At 65.9% G+C, this 25232-nt stretch carries 31 protein-coding genes; 9 read left to right on the forward strand and 22 right to left on the reverse strand.

What is annotated here, in order from left to right; genetic code table 11:
* Position 1: 1 nt before the first annotated feature.
* Genes BVG12_RS26065 through flgB form a run of 4 tightly spaced genes read right to left on the reverse strand, consistent with a single transcriptional unit; the run spans position 2 to position 2673 of the window.
* Entirely contained in the window at positions 2-1189 is a 1188-nt protein-coding gene (locus BVG12_RS26065; RefSeq protein ID WP_075794937.1) for a flagellar hook protein FlgE, read from the reverse strand.
* A 41-nt stretch (positions 1190-1230) separates the two neighbouring features.
* A complete protein-coding gene (locus tag BVG12_RS26070; protein WP_229503714.1) occupies positions 1231-1896 on the reverse strand; it encodes a flagellar hook capping FlgD N-terminal domain-containing protein in 666 nt (221 codons plus the stop codon).
* A 2-nt stretch (positions 1897-1898) separates the two neighbouring features.
* Complete coding sequence (gene flgC / locus BVG12_RS26075) at positions 1899-2303, reverse strand: flagellar basal body rod protein FlgC (RefSeq protein WP_075794938.1); 405 nt, start codon at positions 2301-2303, stop codon at positions 1899-1901.
* A gap of 10 nt (positions 2304-2313) precedes the next feature.
* Positions 2314-2673 (reverse strand): flagellar basal body rod protein FlgB, encoded by a 360-nt coding sequence (gene flgB / locus BVG12_RS26080; protein WP_075794939.1) that lies wholly within the window; start codon positions 2671-2673, stop codon positions 2314-2316.
* A 72-nt stretch (positions 2674-2745) separates the two neighbouring features.
* Here flgB and flgA point away from each other — a divergent pair, with 72 nt between their 5' ends.
* Positions 2746-3459, forward strand: coding sequence for a flagellar basal body P-ring formation chaperone FlgA (gene flgA, locus BVG12_RS26085; RefSeq protein ID WP_083685420.1), 714 nt, complete (start codon positions 2746-2748; stop codon positions 3457-3459).
* Here flgA and BVG12_RS26090 read toward each other — a convergent pair.
* From BVG12_RS26090 to fliE, 17 genes are read right to left on the reverse strand one after another with little or no spacing between them, the layout of a single operon-like run.
* Positions 3449-4183: a glycoside hydrolase family 73 protein gene (locus BVG12_RS26090; RefSeq protein WP_075794941.1), complete on the reverse strand. Its 735-nt coding sequence runs from the start codon at positions 4181-4183 to the stop codon at positions 3449-3451. The two genes, flgA and BVG12_RS26090, sit on opposite strands and share 11 nt — an antisense overlap.
* A complete protein-coding gene (gene flgN / locus BVG12_RS26095) occupies positions 4170-4598 on the reverse strand; it encodes a flagellar export chaperone FlgN (protein WP_083685422.1) in 429 nt (142 codons plus the stop codon). Before flgN ends, BVG12_RS26090 begins: the two co-directional genes overlap by 14 nt.
* A gap of 5 nt (positions 4599-4603) precedes the next feature.
* Complete coding sequence (gene flgM / locus BVG12_RS26100) at positions 4604-4885, reverse strand: flagellar biosynthesis anti-sigma factor FlgM (RefSeq protein WP_075794942.1); 282 nt, start codon at positions 4883-4885, stop codon at positions 4604-4606.
* 29 nt (positions 4886-4914) lie between these two features.
* Positions 4915-5883: a flagellar motor protein MotB gene (locus tag BVG12_RS26105; RefSeq protein ID WP_075794943.1), complete on the reverse strand. Its 969-nt coding sequence runs from the start codon at positions 5881-5883 to the stop codon at positions 4915-4917.
* Positions 5884-5896: 13 nt separating this feature from the next.
* The gene (gene motA / locus BVG12_RS26110) at positions 5897-6787 is read right to left on the reverse strand and encodes a flagellar motor stator protein MotA (protein ID WP_075794944.1); all 891 of its coding nucleotides are present in this window, start codon (positions 6785-6787) and stop codon (positions 5897-5899) included.
* A gap of 26 nt (positions 6788-6813) precedes the next feature.
* Positions 6814-7545 (reverse strand): FliA/WhiG family RNA polymerase sigma factor, encoded by a 732-nt coding sequence (locus tag BVG12_RS26115; RefSeq protein WP_075794945.1) that lies wholly within the window; start codon positions 7543-7545, stop codon positions 6814-6816.
* Positions 7546-7568: 23 nt separating this feature from the next.
* Positions 7569-8039 carry a flagellar basal body-associated FliL family protein gene (locus BVG12_RS26120; protein WP_075794946.1) on the reverse strand — a complete coding sequence of 157 codons (471 nt, stop codon included), beginning with the start codon at positions 8037-8039 and terminating at the stop codon, positions 7569-7571.
* A 43-nt stretch (positions 8040-8082) separates the two neighbouring features.
* Positions 8083-9255, reverse strand: coding sequence for a flagellar hook-length control protein FliK (locus tag BVG12_RS26125; RefSeq protein ID WP_075794947.1), 1173 nt, complete (start codon positions 9253-9255; stop codon positions 8083-8085).
* A gap of 2 nt (positions 9256-9257) precedes the next feature.
* On the reverse strand, positions 9258-9587 hold the full coding sequence (locus tag BVG12_RS26130) for a hypothetical protein (protein WP_075794948.1): 330 nt from the start codon (positions 9585-9587) through the stop codon (positions 9258-9260).
* Complete coding sequence (gene fliS, locus BVG12_RS26135) at positions 9580-9969, reverse strand: flagellar export chaperone FliS (protein ID WP_075794949.1); 390 nt, start codon at positions 9967-9969, stop codon at positions 9580-9582. The genes BVG12_RS26130 and fliS overlap by 8 nt, the downstream gene beginning before the upstream one ends.
* 10 nt (positions 9970-9979) lie before the next feature.
* Entirely contained in the window at positions 9980-11383 is a 1404-nt protein-coding gene (fliD, locus tag BVG12_RS26140; RefSeq protein WP_075794950.1) for a flagellar filament capping protein FliD, read from the reverse strand.
* A gap of 30 nt (positions 11384-11413) precedes the next feature.
* Complete coding sequence (fliJ, locus tag BVG12_RS26145) at positions 11414-11866, reverse strand: flagellar export protein FliJ (protein WP_075794951.1); 453 nt, start codon at positions 11864-11866, stop codon at positions 11414-11416.
* Positions 11863-13179 carry a flagellar protein export ATPase FliI gene (gene fliI / locus BVG12_RS26150; RefSeq protein WP_075794952.1) on the reverse strand — a complete coding sequence of 439 codons (1317 nt, stop codon included), beginning with the start codon at positions 13177-13179 and terminating at the stop codon, positions 11863-11865. The genes fliJ and fliI overlap by 4 nt, the downstream gene beginning before the upstream one ends.
* Positions 13176-13868 (reverse strand): flagellar assembly protein FliH, encoded by a 693-nt coding sequence (fliH, locus tag BVG12_RS26155; protein WP_075794953.1) that lies wholly within the window; start codon positions 13866-13868, stop codon positions 13176-13178. The genes fliI and fliH overlap by 4 nt, the downstream gene beginning before the upstream one ends.
* Entirely contained in the window at positions 13865-14887 is a 1023-nt protein-coding gene (locus tag BVG12_RS26160; protein ID WP_075794954.1) for a flagellar motor switch protein FliG, read from the reverse strand. The genes fliH and BVG12_RS26160 overlap by 4 nt, the downstream gene beginning before the upstream one ends.
* Complete coding sequence (gene fliF / locus BVG12_RS26165) at positions 14868-16625, reverse strand: flagellar basal-body MS-ring/collar protein FliF (RefSeq protein ID WP_075794955.1); 1758 nt, start codon at positions 16623-16625, stop codon at positions 14868-14870. The genes BVG12_RS26160 and fliF overlap by 20 nt, the downstream gene beginning before the upstream one ends.
* Before the next feature lie 17 nt (positions 16626-16642).
* Positions 16643-16990, reverse strand: coding sequence for a flagellar hook-basal body complex protein FliE (gene fliE / locus BVG12_RS26170; RefSeq protein ID WP_075796567.1), 348 nt, complete (start codon positions 16988-16990; stop codon positions 16643-16645).
* Positions 16991-17341: 351 nt separating this feature from the next.
* Here fliE and BVG12_RS26175 point away from each other — a divergent pair, with 351 nt between their 5' ends.
* The 8 genes from BVG12_RS26175 to BVG12_RS26210 are packed head-to-tail and all read left to right on the forward strand — an operon-like array spanning position 17342 to position 24314.
* Positions 17342-18196: a FliM/FliN family flagellar motor switch protein gene (locus tag BVG12_RS26175; RefSeq protein WP_075794956.1), complete on the forward strand. Its 855-nt coding sequence runs from the start codon at positions 17342-17344 to the stop codon at positions 18194-18196.
* A 5-nt stretch (positions 18197-18201) separates the two neighbouring features.
* The gene (locus BVG12_RS26180; RefSeq protein WP_075794957.1) at positions 18202-18558 is read left to right on the forward strand and encodes a FliM/FliN family flagellar motor switch protein; all 357 of its coding nucleotides are present in this window, start codon (positions 18202-18204) and stop codon (positions 18556-18558) included.
* The gene (gene fliP, locus BVG12_RS26185; protein ID WP_075794958.1) at positions 18555-19343 is read left to right on the forward strand and encodes a flagellar type III secretion system pore protein FliP; all 789 of its coding nucleotides are present in this window, start codon (positions 18555-18557) and stop codon (positions 19341-19343) included. The genes BVG12_RS26180 and fliP overlap by 4 nt, the downstream gene beginning before the upstream one ends.
* 11 nt (positions 19344-19354) lie before the next feature.
* Positions 19355-19624, forward strand: coding sequence for a flagellar biosynthesis protein FliQ (fliQ, locus tag BVG12_RS26190; protein WP_075794959.1), 270 nt, complete (start codon positions 19355-19357; stop codon positions 19622-19624).
* Positions 19624-20403, forward strand: a complete 780-nt coding sequence (gene fliR, locus BVG12_RS26195) for a flagellar biosynthetic protein FliR (protein WP_075794960.1) — start codon at positions 19624-19626, stop codon at positions 20401-20403. Before fliQ ends, fliR begins: the two co-directional genes overlap by 1 nt.
* A complete protein-coding gene (flhB, locus tag BVG12_RS26200) occupies positions 20396-21535 on the forward strand; it encodes a flagellar type III secretion system protein FlhB (protein WP_075794961.1) in 1140 nt (379 codons plus the stop codon). Before fliR ends, flhB begins: the two co-directional genes overlap by 8 nt.
* Complete coding sequence (locus tag BVG12_RS26205; RefSeq protein WP_075794962.1) at positions 21532-23628, forward strand: flagellar biosynthesis protein FlhA; 2097 nt, start codon at positions 21532-21534, stop codon at positions 23626-23628. Before flhB ends, BVG12_RS26205 begins: the two co-directional genes overlap by 4 nt.
* 17 nt (positions 23629-23645) lie before the next feature.
* The gene (locus tag BVG12_RS26210; RefSeq protein ID WP_075794963.1) at positions 23646-24314 is read left to right on the forward strand and encodes an acetyltransferase; all 669 of its coding nucleotides are present in this window, start codon (positions 23646-23648) and stop codon (positions 24312-24314) included.
* Here BVG12_RS26210 and BVG12_RS26215 read toward each other — a convergent pair.
* On the reverse strand, positions 24311-25147 hold the full coding sequence (locus BVG12_RS26215) for a hypothetical protein (protein WP_075794964.1): 837 nt from the start codon (positions 25145-25147) through the stop codon (positions 24311-24313). The two genes, BVG12_RS26210 and BVG12_RS26215, sit on opposite strands and share 4 nt — an antisense overlap.
* Positions 25148-25232: the final 85 nt, after the last annotated feature.

Here is a 25232-nt window from a genome sequence, read left to right on the forward strand (position 1 = left end):
CTTACAGGGCCTGCATCAGGGCCTGCATCATCTGGCTTTCGGTGGTCAGGACCTTCGAGTTGGCCTGGTAGTTGCGCTGCGAGGTCATCAGGCCGACCAGTTCCGACGTGATGTCGACGTTCGAGCCTTCCAGTGCGCCGGTCGCCAGCTTGCCCGACAAGCCCACGCCCGGCGGATCGGTCAGGGCGGCGCCGGATTCGGCGTTGGCGACCCAGCTCGTATCGCTGATGGCCGACAGCGCGCCTTCGTTGGCGAAGGTGGCGATGGCGACCGTGCCGACCACCTGCGACTGGTCGTTGCTGTACTTGGCGACGAGCGAGCCGTCGGGGGACATCGAGAGGCCCACGAACGCGCCCGACGCATAACCGTCGCTGCGGTTGGTGGTGGTGCTGGCTTCGCCGGCGAAATAGGTCGTGCCCTTGTAGTCGAACTTGACGGAGGAGGCGGTCGCGCCCGTACCCGTGAAGGTCACCGTGCCCGTCGTGGTTCCGGTCAACTGACCGCTCGTGTCGAAGGTGAGGCTGACTTTGGGGTTTGCCGCGGTGTCCGGCGCGGCGCCATCGACGCCGTAATACACGTCGACCTTGCCGGTACCAGTCTTGACGAAGTATTGCGACACGGTGTGCTGGGTGCCCAGCGAGTCGTACGCGAGCGACTGCTTAACCATGTTGTAGCTGGACGAATCGGTGGATTTGAAGGCCGTCGCCGGCACGTTCCAGTCGGCCGACAGGTTGCCGACGTAGGACACACCGGTCGTCGCGACGGCCGGGATCTGGCCGGTCGGGACCTGCACGTCGCCCATCGCGCCCAAAGCGCCGTTCTTGGTCGGACCGTAGCCCTGCACCTTGTTGCCGTTGCTGTCGATCAGGACACCCTTCGCGTCGGTCGAGAAGATGCCGACGCGCGAATATTGCGTGGTGCCCTGGTTGTTGACGCTGACGAAGAAGCCGCGGCCGTCGATGGCGGCGTCGAGCGCGCGGCCGGTCGTCTGGGTGCTGCCGTTCTGGCTGATGTTCTGCGTCACCGAGCCGATTTGCACGCCGTTCGGCTGGGTGCCGGCCATGACGGAGGCGAAGTTGGCGCGGCCGGCCTTGAAGCCGTACGTGGCCGCGTTGGCGATGTTGTTCGAGACGGTGTTCAGTTGCTCGTTGATGGCCTGGATGCCGGACAGTGCGATGTCGAAGCTCATGTCGATTCCTTAAATGCGTTGCGGTAGAGGGAGGGCACCGGTCAGGAGCCCGTCTTGCCGTTGAAACCCGTGACGGACGAGGGATCGACCTCGCCGATATTGGCCACCTGGAGCACGACGTGGGTGCCGTTGACGCGCACGCTGTTCAGGCGCGCCGCCACTTCGACCGTGGGCGAGCTGCCGTCCGATGGCTTGGCCTGGATCGTGTATGAACCGGGCGCCAGGCCAAGGGCATCCGGATCGATGGTGAACGACTGGGCGCCCGAACCGGGACCCAGGTTGATCGTATGCTGCTGGCCGTCGGTGCCGGTCAGGATCAGGCTCGTGCCGGCGGAGAGGCCGTTCAGTTGCACGTTGCCGCTCACCTTGTTGCCGTCGAGCTTGAGAGTGCTCGTCGCCACGGCCACGTCGGAACCGACCTGGCCGCCCATTGCCAGCGTTTGCAGGCTTTGCAGGACGGTCGCGCTGGCGGTCGTCGTCTGCGACAGGTTCTGCAGCGCTTCCGTCTGCGACAGTTGCGACAGCTGGTTGACGTAGGCGGTCGGGTCCTGGGGCGACAGCGGATCCTGGTTGCGGATCTGCGCCACCAGCAGCTTGGTGAACATGTCCTTGTTCGCGCTGGTCGGCGCCTGGGCCGACACCTTGTCGGTGCCCGCGTTCGCCGTGTTGCCGAATTGGCTGTTGGTGGTGGAGGTGGTCGTCATCATGATCAGGAATCTCCCAGCTTGAGCAGCGACTGCTGCATGGATTTGATGCGGCCCAGGACTTCGACGTTGGTTTCGAAGGCGCGGCTGGCGGACATCATGTCGGCCATTTCGGACACTTCGTTGACGTTCGTGTAATAGACCATGCCGTCGGCGTCGGCCTTGGGATTGTCCGGCTCGTGCACGCGGCGCAGCGGCTCGGCGCTTTCGACCACGTCGAGCACCTGCACGCCCGCGCTGGCGTTATTGCCCATGACGGCCGCGAACACCGGCTTGCGGGCGCGGTACGCTTCCGCTTCGGAACCGGCCGCGACGTCGGCGTTGGCCAGGTTGCTGGCGATCGTGTTCAGGCGCACCGACTGCGCCGCCATCGCCGAACCGGCGATCTGGGAAATGTCCTTGAAGCCCATTATTGACCTGTTATTGACCGTTGATGGCTTTCGCCAGACCACGCAACTGCATGTTGATGAAGGTGAGGCTGGTATTGAAATCGGACGAGTTTTGGCCGAACGCGGCTTGCTCGACGCCGATCTCGACGGTGTTGCCGTCGGCACTCGGGTGGAACGGCACGCGGTACAGCGGCTTGTCGTCGCTCAGGCTGAGCTCGCCGTTCTCCGTGTCGATGCGATCCTGCAACATGGCGCCAAAATCGATGTCGCGTGCGGTGTAGCCGGGCGTGCTTTCATTCGCAATATTCGCCGCCAACACCTTGGTGCGCTCGGCGCGCAGTTCCAGCGCGTCCGCGTGCACACCCAGTGCGTCTTTGAAATTAATCGTCATGTCAGGAACTCCTGTCGGTTGAATGTCGGATGATTGGTTAGAATCAGATTTTTCCGCAGCCACTATTCTCTAATGATTGCTTTCTGTAAGGCAACCCTTGCCGCTTCGTCACTGATGTTGTTTTCTGCGTTCGCGCACGCGGCAACGCCGTCGATTCCGGTGCAAATTGAACAAACCGCCCATGCCGAACTGGAGAAGCAGATGGCGGCGTCAGGATTGACCGAACCGCAATTCGAGATCGCCGTCGTCGCCGCGCGTCCGGCGCCGCCGTGCAGCCAGCAAGTGGCCGTCGAACCGCTCGATACCCGCTCTCCCCAGAGGATGCGCTTCGTGGCGCGCTGTCCGGACACGCCCGGATGGCGGTACGAGTACACCGTCCGCGCGCGCGTGACGGCCATGGTCGCGATCGCCGCCGCGCCGGTCGCGGCCAATGAAGCGTTGACGGATGCACAAGTCACGATCGAGCGCCGTGATATTTCGAACATTGCCGATCCGGTCAGCAATCCGGCCGACGCGGTCGGACAAATGTCTCGTCGCATGTTGCGTCCAGGAGACATTCTGCGCAGCGGCCAGCTCAGCAGTCCGGTGCTGGTGAAGCGCGGCGATGCCGTCACGATGGTCGCGAAGCGCGAAGGCATCGAAGTCAGCATGGCCGGAGAGGCATTGGATGCGGGCGGGAAGGGCGCCGTCGTGCGCGTGCGCAACGCCGGCAGCGGACAGGTCGTGCGCATGCGTGTCGCCGGACCTGGCACGGTTGAGCCCATCGACATGGAGCTCAACCGCTGATGTTCTGCAGTTTGCCGGCCAGGCGGGCGAGCTTGGCCGCATAGGCCGGGTCGGTCGCATACCCGCCTTTCGCCAGGCCGGCGGCGAACGCCTGGGCATTGTTCCCGGTGCCGAGCGCGCCGTGGAAGCGCGGATTGTCGATCAGCATTTGTGCATAGTCGCGGAAGGCGCTGGCCTGGTCCGGATAGGCACGGAACCGGGCGCTCGTCTTGAGCGCGGCACCGCCCACGTATTCCGTCGTGGCGGATTCGGCCACACTGCCGCGCCAATTGGCGTTGGCCTTGATGCCGAACAGGTTATACGTCGAGCTGCCGTCCGCATTGCGCAGCGGACGCTGGCCCCAGCCGGATTCCAGCGCGGCGTGCGCGGAGACGAGTTCCGGCGCCACGCCCAGCTTGTCGGCCGCTTCCTTGGCCCACGGGGCGATGCTCTCCAGGAAAGCCTGCTGGTCGGGGGACGCGTCGGTGCCGTCGCCCATGACGGCGGCCGTCGTGTTCTGGCTGCGCGCGGCCCACATGCGGCCCTCGGCGCTGAGCTGAGCGCTCGTGGCGAAATCGCCGCCGCCGTTCTGGATGAAGTCGGACACCTCGCCCTGCACCTCGTTGAAGATGCCGCCGAATTTGCCGCCGCCCGCATTGCTCCCATTTTTCAGGGGCGCGGTCGGCGCGGTGGCCTGTGTCGGGGTGAGGGCGGGGATCGACGTCGTGAATTCAGCGTGGCGCATAGGTATCGTCTTCGCCGTGCAGCAGGCGTTGCATGATCGTAAATTGTTCAGCCATCAGACTGCCGTTGCGCGTCGTCGCCTGCTTGCAGTCGCGCACGAGCGCTTCGAGCTTGTCCCAGTCGGTCTGGCCGCGCGTGCGCTGCGGTGCCGGCAGGCTGCCGAACAGGTCATTCATCGTCGCTTGCGGGCCCAGCAGGGCGCGTACGAGCTGCACGCGTTGCTGGCGGCGCTGTTCCATCGCGTCCAGCTCGGGCGTGAGTTCGTCGGCCAGCTGGGCCAGTTCCGTGCCGCGATGGCGCAGGGCGGCCTGGAACTGGCGTTCCAGCAGGTCGCGGATCGTGCCGCAGGTGCCAAGGTCGGCCTGGATGCCGTCCAGCAGGCGCGCGACGGCCTGGTCGCGGGTCATGCGGCTCATCGGATTCACGCCTTGTTGCCGCTGCCGTGGAAGCGCTGGATCAGGCCGGCCAGCCGGCCCGCGTCGAACGGCAGCTCGCCCTTAGCCAGCGCGTCGCGCAGCTCGGCCACGCGGGCGGCGTCGAAGTCGGGCAGGGCTTTGATCGCTTTCTGCGCCGGTTGCAGCACGGCGGATTCGAGCGCGTCGGCGCCCGCGGGGGCGGCAGCGGGTGCCGCGGCCGGCGCGGCGGCGCCGCCCACCTGCGGGGCGATCGAGACGGAAGGTGTGGAGGCGCTGGAGATCTTCATGCGTGGTCCTCGGGTTTTCGATTGAATCGTCATGGTTTCTTTACCATCTGGCTGCGCAGTGCCTTGAGCTCCGTATCGTTGGTCTTCGCCGTGGACGCATCCTCTGTCAGGGACTCGGTGGCCGGTGGCGCGCCGAACATGGTCTTGACGGCGGCGGACTGCTTGCTCGTCAGGATCAGCAGTTCGATGCGGCGGTTGGGCGAAGCATCCGGATGCGCCGGATCGATCGGGGCCCGGTCGGCCATGCCGACCAGCTGCAGGATCGTATCGCCCCGCATGCCGCCGATGAGCAGCTCGGACCGCGCCGCCAGAGCGCGGTTGACCGACAAGCTCCAGTTGGAGTAGCTCGCCGGACCCGCATTAGTGTACTGCAAGGAATCCGTGTGGCCCACAATCAACATCTGGTTTTCCATCTTTTCGAACAGCGGCGCCATCGCACGCAACAGTTTTGCGAACTTCGGGGTCGGCAGCGGGCTGCCGCGCACGAACATGCCCTGGTGGTCGGTGTCGTGCAGCATCACGCGCAAGCCGTCCGGCGTGATCACGGTGGCAAGGTTCGACGCGAGGCCGGCGTCCGCGCTCATCTGTTCCAGCTGGTGCGCGAGCGCCGCCAGTTCCGATGGCGATTCGTATTTCGTGCGCACCGTCGACGTGTTCGATTTGGCACCGCTGCCGGGACCTTCGCTGCCGCCATTGCTCTTGGGAAGCTGGAAGCGTTCGATCAGGCTGCCGGCCGGGCTCGACTTGATTTCGGGCTTGCCGCCGGTGCCTTCGATCAAGCCGCTTGCCGTGTTGTCGCGCACGATGTTCTTGACCCGCTCGGCGTCACGCGAGGCGATCAGCCACAACACGAGGAACAGCGCCATCAGCGCCATGCAGAAATCGGCGAACGCCACCTTCCACGCACCGCCGTGCTCGTCGTCGTGATGCTTGCCGCCGCCACGTTTGACGATGGTGGCTTCGTGATGCTTGTCGGGGCCTTTTTTGGTTGCTTGCACTTATTGCTCCGGATCAGGCCTTGCGCTTGGCGCCGGCGTCTTCGCCGTCGGCCATCGCGTTGATCCACGCTTCGAGCTGGGCGAAGCTGGGCTTGGTATTCAGCTGGATCAGGCGGCGGCCAGCGTCGATCGCCAGCAGGGGCGGCTTGCCCGCCACGTGCGTGCACAGCACGACTTTCACGGTTTCCATCGTCGACGCTTCGGAATTGACCAACTGCTTCATCATGCCGGAGATCGGGTCGAGCACGCCGTAGCAGAAGAAGATACCGATGAACGTACCGACCATCGCGGCGCCGATGTGTTCCGCGATCTCGGCCGTGTCGGCGCCTTCGCCGACGGAATTCATCGTGATCACGATGCCCAGCACGGCGGCCAGGATGCCGAAACCCGGCATCGCTTCGGCGACCTTGTGCAGCGACTTGGACGGCTGGGTCAGTTCTTCGTGGATGGCCTCGAGTTCCTGCTCGAGCACGCCTTCCAGCTCATGGGCGCTGATCTTGCCCATTGCCATCAGGCGGAAGTTGTCGACGATGAAAGCCAGCAGCTTGGGCTCTTCCAGGATCAGCGGATAGCGCTGGAACATCGGGCTGTCCTTCGGTGCCTCGACGTGCGCGTCGAGCGCCTTGAGGCCGCCGGCGGCCGTCTGCAGCAGTTCGTACATCAAGAGGAGCAGCTGGCGCTGGAACTCCGAGTCGTGCTTGTGCTTGCCGGCGATCTTCTTCATCTGGCCGATCAGCTCGATCAACACGTGTTTCGGATTGGCGAGCACGAGGGCGCCGAGGGCGGCGCCGCAGATGACGATCAGTTCGTTGGGCTGCCAGATGGCGCCGGCACTGCCGCCCATCATCATGTAGCCGCCGAACACCGCGCCGAGGACGATGAGAATGCCAAGGATTTGCATGATTGTTATTACCTTTCTTGTCGGGTCGTTCAGGCCTGGGCCAGCGCCGCTTTCATCTTGGCCAGCGCACTTTTGTTGAGCTGGCAGACGCGCGCGTCGGACAGGTCGAGCACGGCCGCGATTTCCTTGTAGCTGAGCTCGAATTCATAAATCATCTGGATGACGCGCTGCTCGCGCTCGTTCAAGGCGCCCAGCGCCTGCTCGAGGCTGCGGCGCACCATGAACTGGTCTTCCGGACCGGGGGCGCTGTGGGCGCGCTCGGTGGCTTCCTGCAGCAAGTCGTCGAAGCTGAGCAGTTCTTCCGCGCAGTCGTCTAGCAGGAACTGGCGCCACTCTTCCTGGCTGATGCCGAGCGCCTCCGCCGCTTCCCTGTCGTTCGGCTCGCGGCCGAGCTTGCGGGTGAGGGCGCGCACGGCGTCGCGCATCTTGTGGCTGTCCTGGCGCACGGCGCGCGGACGCCAGTCCTGGCGGCGCAGCTCGTCGAGGATCGCGCCGCGCACGCGCAGCGACGCGTAGCTGGCGAAGCCGGTGTCCGGGGTACCGTAGCGGCGCAGCGCTTCGAGCAGACCCATCAGTCCGATCTGCTCCATGTCCTCGCGGCCCATCGCACCCGACACCTGCGACGTGAGCTGGCGCGCGATGCGCTTGACCAGCGGCGCGTAGGCGACGAGGTGTTTCTGCTCTTCGGCCGCGTTCATGCCCGCGTGGATGGCGGCGTCGGCATATTCGCTGCTGGCGTAGCTGTCGGCGTAGTCGGTCATGTAACCCACGTTGTCCCCGATGGTTATTCGATGATCAGCTTGCCGATCATGACTTGCACGAACGGTTTTTCCGTGTGCTCGTGCTCATAATTGGCGTCGAAGGATTTGTTCAGCTGGTCCGCGTACTGTTCGACAGTCATGCCGGCCGCTTCCTTCATCGTGTAGGCCGACAGGGTGCGCACCGCCAGGCTGCGCAGCAGGGGCAGATTTTCCTTCGTTTCCTTTTCCTTCGACGCTTCCGTCGACAGCACCAGGTCCGTCGACAGGTAGTGGGTGTCGTTCTCGTCCGGGCCGCGGCGCAGCATCACGATGACCTTGTCCAAAGTCACGTATTTGACCGGTTTGCCGTCCTTGGCCTTTTCCGGTTCCGCCTTCTTGGCGGCGCCGGCGGCGGCCGCGGGCTTCGGCATGAACCACCATACCGCGCCACCCGCGCCGGCCGCACTCACGATCACGGCGCCGGCGATGGCGATAATCATTTTCATTTTGCTCATGTTGGTACTCGCGCCTCGAGGGCGCTATCGATGCATCGATTGCTTACGAGTCGCGGCCGAGGTTGAACACGGACGCGGGATTGCCGGCCTCGGCCAGACCGCGGCCGGGCTCGTTGTCCTGGTCGCGGCCCCGCTGGCGGCCGCGCCCCTGCTGTTGCGGGTCGCCGAACGGCGCCGCACTATTCTTCGGAGCCGGGGTCACCGTCACCGCGACTTCGGTGTACTGGCGCTGCGACAAATCGTTGCGCAGGTTGTCGCTGACGGTCTGCAACTGGCGCAGCACGTCGCCATTGCTGGCTGATATGTTTACTTCAAGCGTGCCGGCGCTGTGGCGGATCGCGATGTCGATGCGTCCCAGCTGGGGCGGCTCGATGCTGATCGTGGCCTGCTGCACGTTGCCCGCGACGTGCACGTTCAGGCGGTCGCCCAGCGTTTCCTGCAGGGTCTGGCGCCAAGCGGTCGGCGGGCCGGCCAGCTTGACGGTATCGGCGGCCGGCTGGGCCGCAGGCAGGGGCACGGCGCCCGGCACGGCCGCGGCCGGGGCGGTGTTGGTGCCGGCTTGCACGTTCTGGGAGGCCGATCCGTCCGCGTTCGCGTCCTGGCTGCTGGTGCCGGCGTTGCCGTTGGCAGCATTGCCCTGGACGGCCAGGCGCACGTTCGTGGCGGTCGCTTCCGGCTGGGCGGCCTGGGCCGCTTGCAGGGCCTGGGGCAGGGCGATGGCGGCGCGGCGGCCGTCCTGGCCGGAGACGGCCAGCGGCTGGGCCGGCGTCTCGGCCTTGCCGGCGTCGTCGGTGCCACGCGTCGTGCCTTGCGGATTGCCCTGGGCAGCCTGTACGGCCTGGGTGACCTGTTGCGGCGACAGCGGCATCAGGGGCATCGCCATCGCGGCCAGGAGTGCGCTGTCGGGTACCGCTGCGGCGGCTTTGCCGTCATCGGTGCTTTTGTCGCCGGCCGGGGCCGCCGTGGCGCTCGACGGCGGTGCGCTGTCGTCATCCGCTTCCTGCGTGACCGGCACGGCCGCCTGGAGCACCGGCCCGGCGCCGTCGAGTTGCTGGCCGAGCCAGCGGGCGAACGTTTGGGCCGGCGCCGGGGCGGCGCCGTCGGTCTGTGCGGACGGTGTGGCCGGTGCGGGCGCGGCGTCCTTGACGGCGGCCGGCGCGTTGGCCTGCTGATCCGATTGGGCCGGGGCGGAAGGGGATACGGTGTTGAGCATCATCGTCATTCGTGGATTGGGCCGAGTTCGGTTTCGCCGAACATCGCGTAGGCGATCCAGCCCTCTTTGTTGGCGCGCATCTCGTCCAAGCGCGATTCGAGCGCGCGCGCGGCTACTGCGGCGGCGGCGGCGGCGGCGCTGTGCCGTGCGCGCACCTGTTCCAGTGCGGTGCGTTCCGTGGCGTTCCATGGACCGTGCTCGGCTAGCGCGCGTAGTGCCGGGATCAGGGCACGGGCCTGCTCGCCTAGCCGGTCCCAGTCGGCACGGGCGGCCGCCGCTTGCAAGGCGTCGCCCAGCTGCACCAGCTGGGCATGACGGTCGAGTGGATCAGCCATTACGCGACCGCACCCCATCCCAGCCCTGGCGGATGGTGGTCATGATCTTCACGACCTCGTCGACCATCGCCGGATCCTGCTTGATGCCGGCGCCATGCAGGTGCGTGACACAGAAATCGTACAGATTGGCGAGGTTGGCCACGACCTGGCCGCCGCTCTCGAAGTCGAGGGAACTCGACAGGCCGTTGATGATGTCGACGCACTTGTTGATGCTGTTGGCGCGTTGCTCGTAGCGCTTGGCGACGATATGGGCGCGTGCACGGGCCAGCTCGTCGAGCAGGCCGTCGGTCAGAACCAGCACCAGTTCGACTGGCGAGGCGCGAGAGGTCTGTGCATCCAGACTCGTCGCGTGATAGCTGCTGTAGGCTTCTTGATAAGACATGACTGTTCTCTCAGGACTTATTGCTGCCGAACATTGCGTCGAACATGGACAGGTTGCTGTTCATCGTCGACTGCAGGGTTTGCAGCGCAGTAAATTGCTTCAGGTAACGCTGGTAAGCGATGTCATATTGTGCGCTCAGGTCGGTCTGGCGCTTGCTCAGGTCCGACTGCAGCTTGGTGTTCGCATTGGTACGTTGCTGGATCTGGCCGGTGGTGCTATTGCTCCACTGGTTAAGGTAGGTGGTCAAATTGCCCGCGATACCGGTCGGGCTGCTGATGCTGCTCGAGCCGATCAGCTGATCCAGGCCGTTCGGATTGGAGGCCAGCTGCTTGGTCAGGCGAGTCGAGTCGAGCGCGAGGGTACCATCGCGGTTGGCCGTGATGCCGTAGGCGGCCAGCGACAGGCTGCCGGTCGGGCGCAGCAGGTCGACAAGACGGCTTTGCAGCGCCTTGATCCCCGAATCGCTTGCGAAGGCACCCGCAGCCTTGTTGCTGCTTGGATTGCCCGGATCGACCAGTGAGTCGATCGTCGTCTTGAGCTTGTTGTAGGCGTCGACAAACGACTGTACGTTCTTGGTCGTGCCGGCGGTGTCACTATTCACCGTCAGCGTGATGGGGTTTTCGCTCGCGCTTTGTCCCCGGGTGAAGGTGGCCGTCACGCCATTAATGTTGGTAAAGGTGTTCGACGACTGCTGCATTGGCGTGCCGGTCTTGCCGCCAAACAAGACGATTGCGTCCTGGGCCGCATTGACGATGGTGCGCGTGCCCAGGCCGGTCTTCAGGGTCGCATCCGTCACGAGGGACGGATCGAGCGAAACCGTGTTGGCTACGCCCGTGTTCTTTGAGGTCAGCACCAGCCGGGTGTCGGTGCCGATGGTGACCACGCCGGCCGAGACCAAGCCCGCATTGCCGGAAGAACGGTTGATCGCGGCCGCCACTTCGGCAATGCTCAGCTTGCCGTCCCCGTCGGTATCCGCGGACGCGGCCGACAGGTCGACGTTGAACGTGGCCGTGGTGGTCGCAGTGGATTCGTTCGACAAGGTCACTTTCAGCGTGCCGCCCGGCGTCCTGCCGTCGGACAAGCCGTTGTACGAGACTTGGCTCGCCGTGGCCAACTGTTGCACGAACAGGCTGTAGGTACCAGTGGCTGCCAGCGGTTTCGCGGTGGCAGTGCCGACCGTCGTGTCGGAGAGGACGGCGCTCTGGGCCAGCATTGAACTGTTGAGGCCGGTCAGCGAGGCCAAGCTCGTCTGGAACGCCGAGATTGCCGAGCCCAGGGTCGTCAATGCGCTCGCGGTTGCGTTTGCAACGGCGGTCTGGTTGGTGATCTGTTGCTGCGGCTCGGCGACGAACTTCTGGGCCATCGCGGTGGCAGTGGTGGTCGGATCGTACGCTGGTGCAGTAATGGTCGACATGCTAGCTCCTTAAGAGTTGTGTATTGCGTATCAAACCTGTCGGAGAAGCCAGGATTGGGTGGCAATTTCGTCATCGTGCTTGTGCTGTTTGCGGTGTTGTTCGCGCGCGTACGCGACCTCGTGGCGCTCCAGCACCTTGCCCAGCAGCTCGCGCCGCGTCCAGGCCTGGGCCAGGGTTTTCTGCGCGACGGCCATGTCGGCCTCGTGCAGCTGCAAGTCGGTGCGATGGGTATCCGCCAGGGCGAACACGGCCTGCTTGTAGTTACCGCAATTCATGGCCAGCGCCGGCGACAGCGGCCGTGCGCCAGCCGGCTGGCCCGACGGCCCGCTGCCTTCGGCCAGTGCCGTCAGGCGGTCGACGCTGGCCTGGTAGCGCGCACGCGTCGCTTCCTTCTTGGCCAGCGCCGTCTGCAGGCGCTCGACTTCCGTGCTGCGTACGCGCACGAGGGTGTCCAGGCTGGTGATCGTCTCGCGCTTGCTCATGCCATGATCGCTTTCAACTGGTCGACGCAGGCCGCGAACGGCGCGTCTTCGCGCGTGCCCTGGCACAGGTATGCTTCGATATGCGGGTGCAGCTTGACGGCGCGGTCGGTCTCCGGATCGGCACCGGGCTGGTAGGCGCCGAGCGGGATCAGGTCGCGCACGCGCGCATGTTTCGCCAGCGCCGCCTTCAGCTTGCGCGCGGCCTGCGCGTGTTCCGGCGTGACCACCTGCGCCATGCAGCGGCTGATGGATTGCGCCACGTCGATCGCCGGGTAGTGCCCCCGTTCGGCCAGTTCGCGCGACAGCACGATGTGGCCGTCGAGGATCGCGCGGGCGCTGTCGACGACCGGGTCCTGCTGGTCGTCGCCTTCCGCCAGCACCGTATAGATGGCGCTCATGCTGCCGTTTTCGTTTTCGCCGTTGCCGGCCGATTCGACCAGCTGCGGCAGGTTCGAGAACACCGACGGCGGGTAACCGCGCGTGGCCGGCGGCTCGCCCAGCGACAGCGCGACTTCGCGCAGCGCCATCGCGTAGCGGGTCAGCGAATCGCACAGCAGCAGCACGTTCTGGCCGCGGTCGCGGAAGTGCGCCGCGATCGAATGGCACAGTTCCGTCGCCATCACGCGCATCAAGGGCGACTCGTCGGCCGGCGCCACGACGACGACGGCGCGTTTCAAACCTTCCGGGCCCAGCGACTTCTCGACGAACTCGCGCACCTCGCGGTTACGTTCGCCGATCAGGCCCACGACGATCACGTCGGCCACGGTCTGGCGCGTGATCAGGCCGAGCAGCACCGATTTACCGACGCCCGAACCGGCCATCAGGCCGACGCGCTGGCCCTTGCCGATGGTGAGCATCGAATTGATCGCGCGCACGCCGACGTCCAGCGGTTCTTCCACGGGGCTCTTCCTCAGCGGATTCACTTTGGGCGGCGTCGTCGACAGGGTCTCGTCGCCCCCCAGCTTGCCGCGGCCGTCGATCGGTTCGCCCAGGCCGTTCACCATGCGGCCCATCCACGACGGGCCGATCTGGATGCTGGACGGACCCGTGGCCGGCAGCACGCGGGCGCCGGTCACGAGGCCGTCGGCCTGCTTGAACGGCATCAGGTACGTCACCTTGTCGCGAAAGCCGACGACCTGGGCGTCGAGCCAGGAGCCGTCGACCGTCTCGACGCGGCAGCGCTGGCCCGTGTGCAGGCGGCAGCCCACGCTTTCGAGCAGCAGGCCTTGCACGGCGACGAGGCGACCGGTGGGCGTCGCGACCGGCGGCGCCTTGATCTCCAGCGCGCGCAGGGTTTCGGCCAGGGCGCTCATTGAGCGTCCTCCTTCGCGGCCGCATCCAGGCTTTCGCGCACTTGCGTCATGCAGGCGGCCAGACGGTTCTGGCAACCGGCGTCCACTTCATGGTCGCCCGCGCGCACGCGGCATTCGCCCGGGTCCAGGGCCGGATCGGACATCAGGTTCCACTTCTTGGCGCGCTTCGGATCCAGTTCCTGGATGCGCTTGAGTTCTTCCGGATTCATGAACACTTCCACGTCCTCGCGCGTCGGCGGCATCGCGGCCAGCGCCTCGTCGACGAGGTTCAGCATCTGCACCGGCTGCAGCGCCAGTTCGGCACGGATCACCTGGCGGGCGATCTTGCCGACCAGGTCCACGACTTCCTTGCGTTGGGCATTGCGGAATTCGGTCTTCATCTTCTTCAGGCTGCGCAGCATCGCGTCGATCGGCTTGGCCATCTGTTCCAGCTCGGTCAGCGCCTGCTGGCGGCCTTCGGCGATACCGCGCTCCACGCCTTCGGCATGGCCGGCGTCGTAGCCGTCGGCACGGCCTTCGTCCAGGCCGACTTCATAGCCTTGGCGCTGGCCCTGGCGATAGCCGTCGGCCACCGCGCTCTGCCAGTCTTCGTTCGGCGTGGCGGAGGACGACGATTGCGCGCCTTTGGCCGCGCCGGCGGCGATGAACTGCGCCAGCGGCGGGAAGTGGTAAGGCCGGAACTGCTTCATTCGGCAGTCGCCTCGGCAAACAGCTGGACTTCGATCTCACCGTTGTCGACGAGCTCCTTGACCTGCGCCATGATCTCCTGGCGGGTCTGCACGATGCGCGACATCGGCACCGGGCCGGACCGCTTCATGAGGTCGTCGAAGCTCTGCGCCTGGCGCTTCGGCATCGCGCCGAGCAGCGCGTCGCGCAGCGCGGGTTCCGCGCCCTTGAGTGCGATCGCCCACTGCTCCAGCGGAATCTCGTCGAGCAGGCGGGTGATCGTCTGTTCGGTCTGCGTCGACAGGATGAAGAAGTCGTACATCGACATCTCGATCTTGGACACGACGTCCGGATCGTGCGCACGCAGCAGTTCGACCATCGTGGCGCGGTTGTTCGGCAGGCGGTTCAGGATGTCGGCCGCCTGGCGCACGCCTTCCACGGTGGCGCTCTGGGTGTCGAGCGCGGACAGGCAACGCTGCACCAGTTCTTCCAGCTCGGAGAGCAGGTCGCGGTCGATCTCCTCCAGGCGCGCCAGGTTCAAGAGCACCAGTTCGCGGCCGTCTTCCGGCAGCGCGTCGATGATCTGGCCGGCCAGCGCGGGCGGCAGGAACGCGAGGAACACGGCCTGCATCTGCACGTGCTCGGCGGCGATGTAGTCGGCCAGCCATTTCGGCGACGCGTACTGCAGGCGCGCCATCATCGGGCGGATCGCGTCGCCGTAGATCGTGTTCAGCACGCTGTTGGCGATCTCGCTGCCCAGCGCCAGGTCGAGCGAGCGCTTGAGGTAGCTGCGCGACGCGCCGTGCAGGCCGCTTTGCTGGCGGTAGTCGTCGAAGAACTTCTGGATCGAGTTCTTCACGGCGTCGACCTTGATGCCGCTCATCCGGCTCATCACCTGGGTCAGCTCGATCAATTCCTCGCGTTCGAGGCAGCGCAGCACGGCCGCTGCCGGTTCCTCGCCGATGGACAGCAGCACGATCGCGGCCTGTTCGACCGGGCTCAGCACTGCTTCCTGCACGTCGTTATTGTTCAGATCCGCCATTTTTCTTTTGCACCCATTGTTTGACCACTTCCGCCACCCGCTCCGGCTCTTTACCCGCCAGGACCTTCAGGTGGTCGACCATCACATCCACGGCCGAGCCGGCCGGGGGCAAATCGTATTCCTCGAGCAGCGCCTGGACCGGCAGCGTGCCGCCCGTCGGGGTTGCCGCGGCCGGCAGTGCGCCTGCTGCCGCGTTCGCTGCGGCATTGGCGGCCGGGGCCGGCAATGCGCCGGCGCCGCCGTTCGCGCCCGGCAGGGCATTCGCTGCGCCGGCCTGGACGGTCGCCAGGTTCGGCGCGGCCGCCGCCTTCGGTGCGACGCGCTGGTTCAACATGCGCATCAGCGGGCGCAGGATCAGGAGCCAGCCGAGCAGGGCGCCGATCGCGTACATGGCATAGCCGGCCATGTCGACGATGTTGTCGCGCTCCTGGTACCACGGCTCGACCGGCGCGGGGGCCGGGAAGGACAGCGAGGACACCGTCAGCACGTCGCCGCGGCTGGCGTCGATACCCAGGCCGCCGCGCAGGATCTTGTCGATGTTGGCGATCTCGGCCGGGGTCCAGCCCGTCTTCGGCGTCGCGGCCTTGGCGTTGTTCAGCACCACCGCCACCGACAGCTTCTTGAGGCGGCCGCGCGAGCGCTTGATCTGCGTGATCGCACGGTCGTAGGCGTACTGGCGCGTCGTCGCGTTCTTGCGCGCGCTGCCGTCGTCCGGCTTGGCGTTCGGGTCGGCGGCCGCGCCGTTCGCGCCGGCGGCGTTCGGATCGGCCGGCGGATTGCTCGCGACCGGCGGACGGTTCGACAGCGTGCCCGGGACGCCAAGGGCCATGCGGCTCTTTTCCATCTCTTCGCGCATCGCTTCGCTGGTGACTTTCGGGGCTTCGCCGTACTTCTCCTGCGTTTCCTCGATCTTGTCGTTGTCGACGTCGGCCGTGACGCTGACCTTGAAGTTGTCGGCGCCGAGCACCGGACCGAGCAGGCCGGCCACGTTGGTGCGCACTTGGTCCTGGTAGCGTTTGGCGGCGGCATCGCCCTGGGCGGCACCGTCGAAGCCTTCGGTCAGGTCCACGCGCGACGACAGGTAGTTGCCGCTCTGGTCGACGAGCGACACGCGAGAAGGTGCCAGGCCGGCGACGCTGCCGGCGACCATGTTCACGATCGCGGCGATCTGTTCGTTCGACAGGGCATGACCCGGCTTTACCGCTACCACGACGGACGCCGACGATTTATCGCCGTCGCTGGCGACGAACGACGACGACTTGGCGATGGCCAGGTGCACGCGTGCCGAGGCGATGGCGTCCAGCGTCAGGATCGACTGCGCCAGCTCGCCTTCCAGGCCGCGGCGGAAGCGCACGTCCTGCACGAACTGCGACACGCCCAGCGGGTCGTTCTTGTCCATCAGCTCCAGGCCGGCCGGCAGCTGCGCGGTGACGCCCTTGGCGGCCAGCAGCATGCGTACCTTGCCCAGCTGGCCGGTCGGGACCATCACCTGGCCCGAGTCCGGGTGGATGCGGTAGGGCACGTGCTCGGCATCGAGCACGCCCATCATGTCGCTGGCGGCGATCTTCTCGTGGGCGCCGAACACCGGCTTGTAGCCGGCCTGGTCGTTCCACATGTACAGCATGACCGCCGCGGTGATGCCGATGGCCAGCACCAGCATCGGGGTCAGGTTCTTGGTGAGCGCGGGCGGCAGGGCCAGGCGCTTGCCGCCGAAGGCGGACTTGAGGGTGGCAATCACGATCGGTTTTGTTCCTGTCAGACGGGCAGCTTGAGCAGCTCGTCGACGGCGCCCATCACTTTGTTACGGACTTGCATCAGCATCGAAAAGGACAGGTTGGCCTGCTGCGACGACAGCATCGCGCCGACCAGGTCGTCGCTCTTGCCGCTGTCCACGTCGGCCATCTTCTGGTTGGCCACTTGCTGGTCCTGGTCCACGCTGACCAGGGCATTCTTCATGCTCTGGGCGAAGGAGAAATCGCCGCTGCCATCGCCCAGAGCGGCGTGGCCGGCGTCCACCGGCGGCGCCACGACGGCGAGGCGGCTGGCGTCGTTGTTGAGGGCTGCCAGGTCGGCCCGGATCAGGCCGGCAAGTTCAGTTCCCATCGTGTTCATCGCTCCATGCTGTTAGTTTGCGGGTTGTAACTTTCCGTAAATATTGCCTTCGGCGGAAGAGGTTACATTTGTTGTAACTACTGTTGACAATTAGAAAATTGTTAAATTCTAAGTCTCATACTGTGGCTTGGTTTCTGTCGCGGAACCGAGGAGAATAGCAGCGGTTTCATCCATACCCAGAGTGATTTTTTGTTTCCCCCAGCGCAGTGAAAGCATCTTACCGTAGGGCAATGGCGAATTCAAAGGGGAAAATCAAATGGCGTGACACAATTTCCCGGGTATAATAGTTGCCCAGAGGAATGAAAAGAAAGCATCTCCGCTTATCATTTTTGTAACTAGACCATGCCGATTGCAAACTCCGACACCACCCTGCAGCACCAAGTGCTCGACCCCTGCCTGCTAGGGCGTCCGGTACACCAGCTGCCCCAGTTTGCAGCCCGTTTCCAGGAGGACCTGGACGCGGCGATGCAGGGTAGCGCCCGTCGTTACTGGGCCGGATGGCGTCTCGAGGACGTCGAATTCGGCCGCGCGCCGCAAGAACACAGCCTGCGCTGGATGGCCGTGCTGGGCGCTCTGGGCACCGTCGCGGTGACATTCGACCGTGGTTTATTACTGACACTGTTGGAGCGGCGCTACGGTGGACGTAGCGCTGCCGCAACGCAACGCGACCCGCAAACGGAGCGCGTGACGGCCACGGAAGAACGGCTGAGCGTCGTATTGACACAACAAATGGTGGACCTGTTGTATGCACGCGTCGCTGCCAGTGTGGCAATGGATGTTGCGCCGCGACCCGTTCAGGCCAACGCCGTGGTGGCTTCGTCCATGCCCGGCGAGAGCAACTGGGCCGTGCGCGTGCGGGTCCGTGACAAGAACGACAACATCGGCCAGTTCTGGATCGCGCCCGACCAGCAACTGATGGCCACGATTCTGGGCACGCTGCGCCCGGACATGGGCCGCACGACCGCGGTGCGCGGTCCGGCCGAGCCGCTTGCCACCAAGCTCCAGGTCAAACTGGACGGCCGCCTGGTCAGCAAGGAAATCACCCTGGGCGCACTGTTCGACCTCAAGGTGGGCGACGTGATCCCGGTGAATGTGGGCCGGGCCGACGTCCTGCTCGACGAGGCGCGGTTGTTCACCGCCGCCGTCGCCGAGCACAAAGGCAAACTGTGTTTAACCTCTTTTGAAGACGCCGAGTAATCAACATGAACCTGAACGATCAATTCGCCGCTGACGATATCCTCATCGACGACGCGGTGGCCGAAGAAGCCGCAGCCAGCCCGGCAGCCGCTCCGAAAGCGGCGCCGCGCCTGCCCCAGATGATGCGCCGCATCCCGGTGACGCTGACGCTGGAAGTGGGCTCGGCCCGCATCTCGCTGCAGGAACTGATGGCGATCGGCCCGGACAGCGTGCTGCCGCTCGACGCCATGGCGGGCGAGCCGCTCGTCATCAAGGTCAACGGCGCCGCCATCGGCCGCGCCGAAGTGGTCGTCGCGGGCGAGCAGTACGGCCTCAAGGTGATCGATCTGGACGGCCTCAACCTGGACCTGATCACGTCATGACGTTGCAACGCCGCGGCGCCGAGGTGCTAAGCAACTCGCGCCGCTACGCGCCCGCCATCGCGGGCGCCGTTCTTTTGCTGGCCAGCGCAGGTGCCTGGGCCGCCCCGGCGGGACAGGACGTCCTCCCCGGCGTGATCCCCGGTTCCTCCAGCGGCCTGACGGTGAAGTCGCAGATCCTGGTCCTGATGACCATCCTCGGGCTGCTGCCCGTGATGGTCATGATGATGACCAGCTTCACGCGCTTCGTGATCGTGCTGTCGCTGCTGCGCCAGGCCCTGGGCCTGCAGCAGGGCCTGCCCAACCGGATCGTTACCGGCGTGGCGCTGATCCTCACGCTGCTCGTCATGCGTCCCGTCGGCATGCAGGTCTGGAACGAGGCCTTCGTCCCTTACGACAAGGACAAGATCTCGCTGGAGCAGGCGCTCAAGATCGCCGAAGTGCCGCTGTCGCGCTTCATGCTGGCCCAGACGAGCAAGACGGCGCTGGCCCAGATCGCGCACCTGTCGGGCGAGCCGGCCGAGATGGCGCCGATGGCGCGCGGCTTCACCGTGAAGCTGGCCGCCTTCGTGCTGTCGGAACTCAAGAGCGCGTTCCAGATCGGCTGCATGCTGTTCATTCCATTCCTGATCATCGACCTGGTGGTGTCGTCGGTGCTGATGGCGATGGGCATGATGATGCTGTCGCCCCTCGTCATCTCGCTGCCGTTCAAGCTGCTGCTGTTCGTGCTGGTCGATGGCTGGACCCTGACCGTGAACACGCTGGTCGGCAGCATCCACGGCATCTAGCATTCGTTCGTATGACTCCTGATATCGCCGTCGACTTCATCGTCGAAGCCCTGCAGCTGGTGATGCTGCTCGTGATGGTGCTGGTGGTGCCCGGCCTCGTGGCCGGCGTCATCGTCGCCCTCGTGCAGGCCGCCACCCAGATCAACGAGCAGACGCTGAGCTTCCTGCCGCGTCTTCTCGTCACCCTGATCGCTGTGATCCTGGCCGGTCACTGGATGACCGGCAAACTGATGGACTATTGCGTGAGCGTGTTCCAGCGCGCCGCGACCCTGGTCGGCTGATGCTGGAAGTCACCCATCTGCTGCTGCCGTTCATCAGCGCGCTGTGGTGGCCGTTCTGCCGCGTCATGGCGCTGCTGTCGACGGCCCCCGTCGTCGGCGACGCGCTGGTGCCGGTGCCGGTACGCGCGCTGCTGTCCGTGGCGCTCGCGTTCCTGATGCTGCCGCTGACGAAAGGCGCCGCCATGCCGGACCCGTTCTCGCTGGCCGGCGTCGTCGTGATGATCGAGCAGGCCGTGATCGGCGGCGTGATCGGCCTCGCGCTGCAGCTGACGATGGCCGTCGTGAACATGCTCGGCTTCCTGGTCTCCAGCCAGGTGGGCTTTTCGATGGCGCAGATGAACGATCCGATCAACGGCCAGCAGTCGGACGTGATCTCGGCCCTGCTGGGGCTCGTCGCGATCCTCGTGTTCTTCGCCGTCGACGGTCACCTCGTGCTGGCTGGCGTGCTGGGCCAGAGCTTCAAGGCATGGCCGGTCGGCGGCGGCTATGGAGGCTTGCTGCTGCAGACGGTCGCGCTGAACGTGGGCTGGGTGTTCTCGGCCGCGATCCTGCTGGCGCTGCCGATCGTGTTCTCGACGATGGTGGTGCAGATCGGCTTCGGCTTCCTGAACCGCGTGGCGCCGTCGCTGAACCTGTTCTCGCTGGGCTTTTCGCTGGTGACGCTGTTCGGCCTGATGATGCTCGTGCAGGTCGTGCGCTTCATCCCGGAACACTATGTGCAGATGACTAACCAGGTGCTGGAGATGCTGCAGCAGCAGATGAGGGCGGCGCATGGCTGACTCTACCTCCGGCGATAAGACAGAAAAGGCCTCGGCGCAGAAGCTGAAGAAGGCGCGCGAGGAAGGCCACGTCGTCCGGTCGAAGGACCTGGCGACGGCGGTCGGCATCCTCGTCAGCCTGAAGCTGTTCGTGTTCCTGCTGCCCGACTATCTGGCATCGTTCCGCTCGCTGTTCCGCCTCGTGTACGCGCCGCTGGGCGCGGCCGGCGCGGTCGAGAACGCGATGTCGGTCGTGTGGAGCGGCGCCGCCGTGCTGCTCGTGAAGATGGTGCTGCCGCTTGCGGGCGTGCCGCTCGCGATCGTCGTGGCGAGCATCGTGCCGGGCGGCCTGGTGTTCTCGACGAATAACCTGATGCCCAAGTTCGACCGCTTCTCGCCCGTGAAGAACCTGGGGCAGCTCGCGTCGGGCAAGCACTGGACGACGTTCGCGACGTCGGTGGCCAAGGCGGCGCTGCTGGCCGTGGTGCTCGTGCACGTCGTGCGTTCCGCGCTGACGGCCTGGGTCAATCTGCAGCGCATGCCGCTGCCCGACGCGCTGCTGCACGGCGGGGGCATGATGTTCGACGGCCTGATGTCGCTGGTCGCCGTGTTCGTGCTGTTCGCGCTGATCGACGTGCCGCTGCAGACGTTCCTGTTCGCCCGCAGCCAGCGCATGAGCAAGCAGGAAGTGAAGGAAGAATACAAGAGCACCGAGGGCAAGCCCGAGATCCGTGCGCGCATCCGCCAGTTGCAGCAGCAGATGGCACGCCGCAACGTGAACAAGACGGTGCCGACCGCCGACGTGGTGATCGTGAATCCCGAGCACTACGCGGTCGCGCTGAAGTACGACACCAAGCGTGCGGAAGCGCCATTCGTGGTGGCGAAGGGCATCGACGAGATGGCCCTGTACATCCGCGCCGTCGCGGCGAAGCACGAGATCGAAACGATCGCGCTGCCGCCGCTGGCACGCGCCATCTACAACACCAGCCAGGTGCAGCAGCAGATTCCCGCCGCGCTGTACCAGGCGGTGTCGCAGGTGCTGAACTACGTGCTGCAATTGAATGCTTTCCGTGCAGGCCGGCGCCAGGCGCCCCCGCGGTTCCCGAATGACGTGGCCGTGCCGGCCGCTTTGAGTGAGGTATCTCCGACATGAATTTCCTGAACAGCTTGCTCCTTGAGCTGCGCCGCCAGAAGATCGCCACGCCGGCGTTCCTGCTGACCATCCTGGCGATGATCATGCTCCCGCTGCCGCCGGTGCTGCTGGACATCCTGTTCACGTTCAACATCGTGCTCGCGCTGATCGTGATCCTGGTGTCCGTGTCGTCCAGGCGGCCGCTGGACTTCTCGGTCTTCCCGACCGTCATCCTCGGCACCACGCTGCTGCGCCTCGCGCTGAACGTGGCGTCCACGCGCGTCGTGCTGCTGCACGGCCACGAGGGCACGAGCGCCGCCGGTCACGTGATCGAAGCGTTCGGCAACGTCGTCATCGGCGGTAACTTCGTCGTCGGTATCGTCGTCTTCGTGATCCTCATGATCATCAACTTCGTCGTCGTGACGAAGGGCTCCGAACGTATCTCCGAAGTGTCCGCGCGCTTCACGCTGGACGCACTGCCCGGCAAGCAGATGGCGATCGACGCCGACCTGAACGCGGGCCTGATCAACCAGGAAAAAGCGCAGGTGCGCCGCAAGGAAGTGGCGTCCGAAGCGGACTTCTACGGCGCGATGGATGGTGCCTCGAAGTTCGTGCGCGGTGATGCGATCGCGTCGATCCTCATCCTGCTCATCAACATGATCGGCGGCGTCGCGATCGGCGCGCTGATGCACGACCTGTCGTTCGGCGACGCGTTCCGCCAGTACGCATTGCTGACCATCGGTGACGGTCTCGTGGCCCAGGTGCCCGCGCTGCTGCTGTCCGCAGCGGCGGCGATCCTCGTCACCCGCATCAGCGATTCGGGCGACTTCGAACAGCAGGTCGGCGGCCAGCTGCTGGCCAATCCGACGGTGCTGTATTCGGCGTCGGGCGTGATGGTGATCCTGGCCATGGTGCCGGGCATGCCGTCGTTTTACTTCCTCGTCTTCGCCGCGGCCCTCGGCTACGTCGGCTTCCGGCTCGCGAAGGAGGAGGTGAAGGCGCCGGACGAAACGAGCGTGGCCGCCATCGAAGCGGCCCTGCGCGACGACCGTGCGCCGGAACTCGACTGGCAGCAGCTGCCGGTCGTGCAACCGATCTCGATCACCGTCGGCTACAAGCTCGTGCACCTGCTCGACAAGGCGCAGGGCGAAGTGCTGCCCAAGCGGATCAAGGGCGTGCGCCAGAGTCTCTCGGAGCAGATGGGTCTCCTGCTGCCGCCCATCGGCGTGCGCGACGACCTCACGCTGCGTCCGAACCAGTACGCGATCGCGATCAACGGCACCGTCGTGGCCGAGGGCGAGGTCGTGGCGGAATGCCTGATGGCGATCCCGTCGCCGAACGTGTACGGCGACATCGACGGCATCCCGGGCATCGAGCCGGCGTTCGGCATGGCCGTCACCTGGATCGATCCGGAGCAGAAGGCGCACGCGCTGGGACAGGGCTACCAGGTCGTCGAGGTGCCGAGCGCGATCGCCACGCACACCTCCAAGGTCGCGCGCGACTACATGGCGGAACTGTTCCGCCACGAAGACGTGCCCGCGATGATGGAACGCCTGACGGCGCTGTCGCCCAAGCTGGCGGGCGCGCTGGACAAGGCGCTCACGCACACGCAGCTGCTGCGCGTGTTCCGCGTGCTGCTGTCCGAGAACGTGTCGCTGAAGGACATCGTCGTCATTGCGACGACGCTGCTGGACAGCTCGGAGACGACGAAGGATCCGATCCTGCTCGCGGCCGAAGTGCGCTGTGCGCTGCGCCGCCAGATCGTCTCGGGCCTGTACGGCAAGAAGAAGGACATGCCGGCCTTTAACCTGTCGGGCGAACTGGAAAACATGCTGCTCGGTTCCCTGAACCAGGCGCGCCAGAACAATGGCGGCAAGGTCGTGCTGGACAACTACCCGATCGACCCGCAGCTGCTGTCGCAACTGCAGCTGAACATGCCGGTGGCGCGCGAGCAGATGAAGCAGCAGCACACGCCGCCGCTGTTGCTGGTGCTGCCGCAGATCCGCCCGCTGCTGGCCCGCTACGCGCGCCTGTTCGCGCCGGGCCTGCACGTGCTGTCGTATAACGAGATCCCGGAAAACCGCGAAGTCTCTATCATCGGCACCGTGGGTTGATCGACAAGGCTAACAGTATGGAAAAGCGTATAGCGATCTTCGGCGCCGGTGGGTTCGGGCGCGAAGTGCTTCAAGTCATCCGTGACATCAATGCGGTACAGCCGGCCTGGTCGTGCGTCGGATTTCTGGTCGACCCCGGATTCGATTGCCCCTCGCACGTGGCGGGCCTCCCGGTCCTTGGCGGCATCGACTGGCTGGCCGCCAACCCGGACGTGTGGCTCGTCGTGGCCATCGGTTCGTCGGCGGGCCGGCGGCAGGTGACGGAGCGCGTCAGGCAGCATTGTCCGAACCGCTTCGCGACCTTGGTCCATCCGCGCGCCTGGCTGGGCGACCGTGTCCACCTCGGCGAGGGGACCATCGTCTGCGCCGGCGCCCTGGCCACCACCGACATCCGCATCGGCGACCACGTCCAGGTGCACGTCGGCTGCACCATCGGCCATGATGCCGAATTGCGCGATTTCGTGACCCTGACGCCCCGCGGTTGCGTGTCGGGCAATGTGTTGATCCACGAGGGGACCGACGTTGGGGCGGGCGCCGTCATCCTGCCCAAATGCGTCCTCGGTCATTGGTCCGTCGTCGGCGCGGGGGCCGTGGTCACGCGGTCGCTGCCGGACAATGTCGTCGCCGTGGGCGTGCCGGCGCGCGTCGCCAAGGAACGCCAGCAAGGCTGGCAGTTGTCGGCCTAGGTCGGCAACAGCAGGGCCAGTTCGGCCATCGCCCGGAACACCGGCAGGCTGAGCGCCGCTGCCGCTTCGGTCGAGGGCAGGCGCGCATGGACGGGGCCTCCCGGCAGGTCGTCGCGCCAGGCCCAGGCCAGCACGCGCAGGCCGGCGCGCCGCACGGCCGCTTCCAGTTGCGGTTGCAGTTCGCGCAGGTGCTCGAGGACACCCTGGTTTGCGACGCACACTTCCATCCCCACGCCATCCGACACCGGTGTCGCCTGCACCGTGATCACGGTGCCGTCGGCCAGCACGAGTTCCAGGCGCAGGGCGGCGCGCGTGCGACGGCGCCGGTTCTGCTGTTGTTCCGGTTCGCCCTGTACCACCCGCAGGTGCTGGGGGCGGGGCGAGCCTGCATGGACCGTGAAACGCCAGGCATCCAGCGGTGGGCTCTGCAGTTCGGCCAAGCGCGCCGCGCGCGCGTCCTGGCTGGCCTGCAGCAGCGGCGTCGGCAACTGCCCTTCGCGCATCTGCTGTTCGCGGATGGCCTGCTGGGTGCCGTAGTTGTGCACCATGCCGCGCCAGGAGCCGGCCAGTGCACCGCCGTCGACGCTCGGCCAGGTCATCTGGCGCGCCATCGCCACCTGGTCCGGCCGCATCGCCGCCCCGTCCTGGCCTCCCTCGGCGGCGGACGGCTGCGCCGGCGCCGGCTGCGCGGCCGGCAGCGGCACGGACTCGATCTCCGCCTGCAGCAGGGCGGCTGAACCGGCGGCTGCCAACGCCGGATCGATCTGTGACGGCGCCGTGGCCGGAACAACGGGCGCGGGCGGAAGGAGCGGCGGGAAAAGGATGCTGGCCATGGTGTCGGGCCCTTAAAAGTAAAAAGGCCAACCGCGTGGTTGGCCTTCGAGGATTCCCGGCTGGGTTACACCGGGAGAAAGCCCA

The sequence above is a fragment of the Massilia putida genome, from assembly GCF_001941825.1.
GTDB classification, from domain to species: domain Bacteria; phylum Pseudomonadota; class Gammaproteobacteria; order Burkholderiales; family Burkholderiaceae_D; genus Telluria; species Telluria putida.